5 protein-coding genes are annotated in these 4,076 nt (G+C 43.4%); 3 read left to right on the forward strand and 2 right to left on the reverse strand.

Going from position 1 to position 4,076, the window contains the following annotated elements:
* Positions 1-460 precede the first annotated feature (460 nt).
* Positions 461-919, reverse strand: coding sequence for a VOC family protein (locus IM322_RS10755; RefSeq protein ID WP_286827182.1), 459 nt, complete (start codon positions 917-919; stop codon positions 461-463).
* A gap of 16 nt (positions 920-935) precedes the next feature.
* Positions 936-1,451, reverse strand: a complete 516-nt coding sequence (locus tag IM322_RS10760) for a TIGR02652 family protein (protein WP_158202360.1) — start codon at positions 1,449-1,451, stop codon at positions 936-938.
* A 108-nt stretch (positions 1,452-1,559) separates the two neighbouring features.
* Here IM322_RS10760 and IM322_RS10765 point away from each other — a divergent pair, with 108 nt between their 5' ends.
* From IM322_RS10765 to IM322_RS10775, 3 genes are all read left to right on the forward strand, one after another.
* Positions 1,560-2,111, forward strand: a complete 552-nt coding sequence (locus IM322_RS10765; RefSeq protein ID WP_061433254.1) for a gamma carbonic anhydrase family protein — start codon at positions 1,560-1,562, stop codon at positions 2,109-2,111.
* A 65-nt stretch (positions 2,112-2,176) separates the two neighbouring features.
* Positions 2,177-2,296 carry a photosystem II protein Y gene (locus IM322_RS10770; protein ID WP_286827180.1) on the forward strand — a complete coding sequence of 40 codons (120 nt, stop codon included), beginning with the start codon at positions 2,177-2,179 and terminating at the stop codon, positions 2,294-2,296.
* Between the two features lie 261 nt (positions 2,297-2,557).
* On the forward strand, positions 2,558-3,892 hold the full coding sequence (locus IM322_RS10775) for an FAD-binding oxidoreductase (RefSeq protein ID WP_287675600.1): 1,335 nt from the start codon (positions 2,558-2,560) through the stop codon (positions 3,890-3,892).
* The last annotated feature ends 184 nt before the right edge of the window (positions 3,893-4,076 follow it).

Below are 4,076 nucleotides of genomic sequence, written 5' to 3' on the forward strand. Positions count from 1 at the left end.
ATTATAGGTCAAATAGCCATGACCATAAATGAAGTTTTGTCGGATTAAATAATTGGCTGAGTTGTAGAGATTTTTAGACTGCCAAGATAAATTATCTATCTCAGCCCAAAATCGATGTCCTTTCTTGATAATGTGTCTTTCTGCTACTAACATTGTTATCCGTTGCCTTTTAACTCAGCGTCGGGTTTTGAGGGGTTGTTATCCGTTGTGATAAGCTAAACGGCGCTTAACCTGCATGATCCAATAGCTATAACCCTTTTGGAGTCTATATCGGTGATCCGAAGTAAAAGCCGTTTAGCTTAATTGTACCGGAAGGCAATTGATAGCCTGTTAAATTCCCTTGTTTCCACCACCTCCAAGCCGTTCGATAACTTATTCCTGTTTTTTTTGCCTAGTCTGATAGTTTTCTGTCTATATATTACCATGCCTGACTATATCTGACTATATTTGTATTGAAACTTTACAATACCTTGGTCGCTGATTTCGGCGTTAAACGACGGATAAATTCCAGGGGTAACCCGTCTGTATCGGCAATAAAGGTGACTTCATAGACATGATCGCCGATCATCTGTTGTTGGGGTGGCAAAAGAATGTTTAAAGGTTGATATAAATCCGCATCCTCTTGATGAGCTTGCTGAAAGTTATTTGTTAATTTTTCTAACCATTCTGGTAAATTGCTGACATTTTCTGTTAGGTCAAAAGACAAGTGATAATAACCCACATAATGCTGATCACTAAAGGCATCGGGGGCGGGTTTCGGTTGAGGAATTTGGATTAATTCGATGCGTCCGTTTAACCCCGTTAGCCAACAGGCCAAAGTATAACCCGTGGTGAATCTTTCCTCTAGGGTAAAACCGAGAAGTTGGTAAAAAGCGATCGCCCGATGGATATTAGCGGTGCGGATAGAAGCATGGTGCATTTTCAGTGATCAGTAATCAGTCAAAAAGACGAAAATAGGGATAACGTTTGGGAACCCCCGGTTCTTTTTCCAGATCAAAATTAATTACATCCCAACAGGGTTCATCGGGAGCATCGGGGCTAAATTCTACTGGTAAACCGTAGAGACGGGGAATAGCGGCTTCACCCGGTCCATTACCCCGCCAAGCGGTGTTACGTTCTAAGTAGGAACTAACTAAATCGCGATAACGGTTGGCAATAATTACTTTAGTCGCCTTAAATCCTTGAGTATAGAGGCGATCGAGTGCTTCGTGAATCTCAAAACGAATACCATCCGGGTGAGTGTGTTGACGATACCACTCACCATTCCAGAGTCGCCAATGCCGTCCTGACTGCAAGTGAACCAACTCTCCCGTTTTGGGATCGGCTTCAAAAGCCCCATGGCGCGGACACAAATAGGTATCCGTCAAAGTGAGGGCGGGGATTAGCTGCCGACAGTGAGGACAATGGATATCGGGGCCAAAAACAGGGTATTGTAAACTTGCATTAATCATGGAAGAACCTAAACTAAAAATTGCTATCTTTGTACCAATAATCCTATCCATATTATACCCAACCAAATTGGACGGGTATTCTCTTTCGACTTTAGTGCAGCTCCTTTCATGTCTTTAGATAACTTAAGATCAACTTCTAATTTCTGGCCGATTGTCGATGTCAGTCAAGCGGCTTTTATCGCCCCTAATGCCACGGTAATGGGCGATATTTCCCTAGCTGTGGGGGTGAGTGTTTGGTATGGGGCAGTATTGCGCGCCGACGTGGAACGCATCGAAATTGGGGCTTATACTAATATCCAAGATGGGGCGATCCTACACGGAGATCCGGGCAAAATTACTATCCTTGAAGATTATGTCACCATCGGGCATCGGGCGGTAATTCACGCAGCCCATATTGAACGCGGTTGTTTAATCGGCATTGGGGCAGTGATTCTCGATGGTGTGCGCGTCGGGGCGGGTAGTATTGTCGGGGCGGGTAGTATCGTCACAAAAGATATACCACCGCGATCTTTAGTGGTGGGCATTCCCGCTAAACGCGTCCGAGAAGTGTCGCCACAGGAGGCTCAAGAGTTGATCGAACACGCCGAGCGCTATGCTAAACTTGCCCTCGTTCATGCGGGAAAAGCTACTGATACTGGATTCCCAAAACGGGCGGATTAGGGTATAAATATAAAATGAGAATCAAGTAACAATCTTTTAAGCACCGATCGAGGAGAACGAAATCTATGGACTGGAGAGTGTTAATCGTTTTAACCCCTTTGCTTATCGCTGCTGGCTGGGCTTTCTTCAATATCGGCGCTGCCGCTATTAGACAAGCTCAACAGTTTCTCAGCAAACAAAGTTAATAAAAGTTTATAGTTCTTAGTAAAACCGACCGCCTAGGCGATCGGTTTTTAATTTTTCCCCAAGCGGCGATCGCTGATTGGGGTGTAGGGTGTGGGGTGTAGGATGTGGGGTGTAGGATGTGAGGTGTGGGGTGTGGGGTGTAGGGAAGGAAACCTATTTCATCTCTGGTGGTGAAAATTTTTTCATCGGGACTGAATCCTGAATCCTGAATCCTGAATCCTAACCCCACCAATAACTTTTTCAGCAAACCCTACCTAACCATGAAATCTAACTGTCAAAATCTCATTCAAGAACTTTCCCATCTAGAAATTATCACCGATCCGGGGCAAGTGGCGAAACTTTCCTTAGATTATTATCATTTTAGTCCCATTTTAGAGGCACAACTGCGAGATAAACGGGCTGATTTAGTCATTCGTCCCCAGAATAGCCAAGAGGTTATTGACATCGCTAAAACCTGCGTTAAATACCAAATTCCTTTAACTGTCAGAGGTGCGGGTACAGGTAATTATGGTCAATGTGTTCCCTTGCAGGGAGGAGTAATTTTAGACACAACCAAACTAACAAAAATTATCTCGATCGAACCGGGTACAGCCCGGGTAGAAGCGGGGGTAAAAATGGCATTTTTTGATAAACAAGCTCGCGAAATCGGTTGGGAATTAAGAATGGCTCCCTCTACCTATCGGACGGCGACAATTGGCGGTTTTATCGGGGGTGGCAGTGTGGGCATGGGTTCGATTAATTATGGACAATTGAAGGATAGGGGCAATCTGCAAGCAGTGCAATTAGTCACCCTAGAAGCGGAACCAAAAATTATCGAACTACGGGGGAATGAGGTAGAAAAAGTCAATCATGCCTACGGAACAAATGGCATTATTACCGAGTTAGAAATAGCCCTCGCTCCCTGTTATCCTTGGGCAGAATTTATCGTTACTTTTGCCGATTTTATCACCGCCGCTAAATTCGGTCAAGCTCTCAGTGATAGTGATGGCATTGTCAAGAAAATGGTTAGTGTTCACTCTTGGCCAATTCCCGCTTATTTTACTGCTCTTAAGGATTATTTAACCACAGGAAAAGCGGCAGTTTTGTTAATAGTATCGGCGGGCGATCGAGTTGCATTAGAGTCTTTAATTAAAGAATATAATGGTGAACTTACTTACTATAAAACGCCAGAAGAAACCCAAAAAGGCCATAGTATCTTAGAATTTACTTGGAATCATACCACTCTCCATGCGCGTAGTTTTAACCCCAAAATAACTTATCTACAAGCTTTTTATTTTAATCTAGCCACGGTAGAGAAACTCTATAATTATTTTGGTGAGGAAATAATGATGCACCTAGAATTTTTGAAATTTCAAGGTAAAGTTATTCCCGCCGGTCTTCCCTTGCTAGAATTTACCACAGAAACTCGATTAAATGAGATTATTGCTATCTATGAACAACAGGGGGCAGCCATTGCCAATCCTCACACTTATATCATGGAAGATGGCGGCAGCAGACAGATTAATCCGCTACAACTAGAATTTAAAAAACTCGTCGATCCCTACGGATTGAACAATCCGGGTAAAATGCGAGCATGGATTGAAGCAAGGGGGTAGGGGTTCGATTTAGTCTAGATTAAACAAGATAGTTCACCGCTAAGTAGGGTTTGCTGAATAAATCTAAAAACCTTATCCAACAAGGTTTTTAGACTTTTTTTCCCTCAAAAAGTGCCGACCCTTGGAGTGATTGGGGGGAAAATTCCGGGACTTTTTCCCTGAAAATTAGGTAATTGACCACCTG

It is taken from the genome of Microcystis sp. M109S1 (assembly GCF_020247025.1).
Classification (GTDB): domain Bacteria; phylum Cyanobacteriota; class Cyanobacteriia; order Cyanobacteriales; family Microcystaceae; genus Microcystis.

What these genes read in the sequence shown, in the direction of transcription:
- IM322_RS10775 (WP_287675600.1), top strand. Translation starts at nt 2,558, where the DNA reads ATGAAATCTAACTGTCAAAATCTCATTCAAGAACTTTCCCATCTAGAA.
- IM322_RS10760 (WP_158202360.1), bottom strand. Translation starts at nt 1,451, where the DNA reads ATGATTAATGCAAGTTTACAATACCCTGTTTTTGGCCCCGATATCCAT.
- IM322_RS10770 (WP_286827180.1), top strand. Translation starts at nt 2,177, where the DNA reads ATGGACTGGAGAGTGTTAATCGTTTTAACCCCTTTGCTTATCGCTGCT.
- IM322_RS10765 (WP_061433254.1), top strand. Translation starts at nt 1,560, where the DNA reads ATGTCTTTAGATAACTTAAGATCAACTTCTAATTTCTGGCCGATTGTC.
- IM322_RS10755 (WP_286827182.1), bottom strand. Translation starts at nt 919, where the DNA reads ATGCACCATGCTTCTATCCGCACCGCTAATATCCATCGGGCGATCGCT.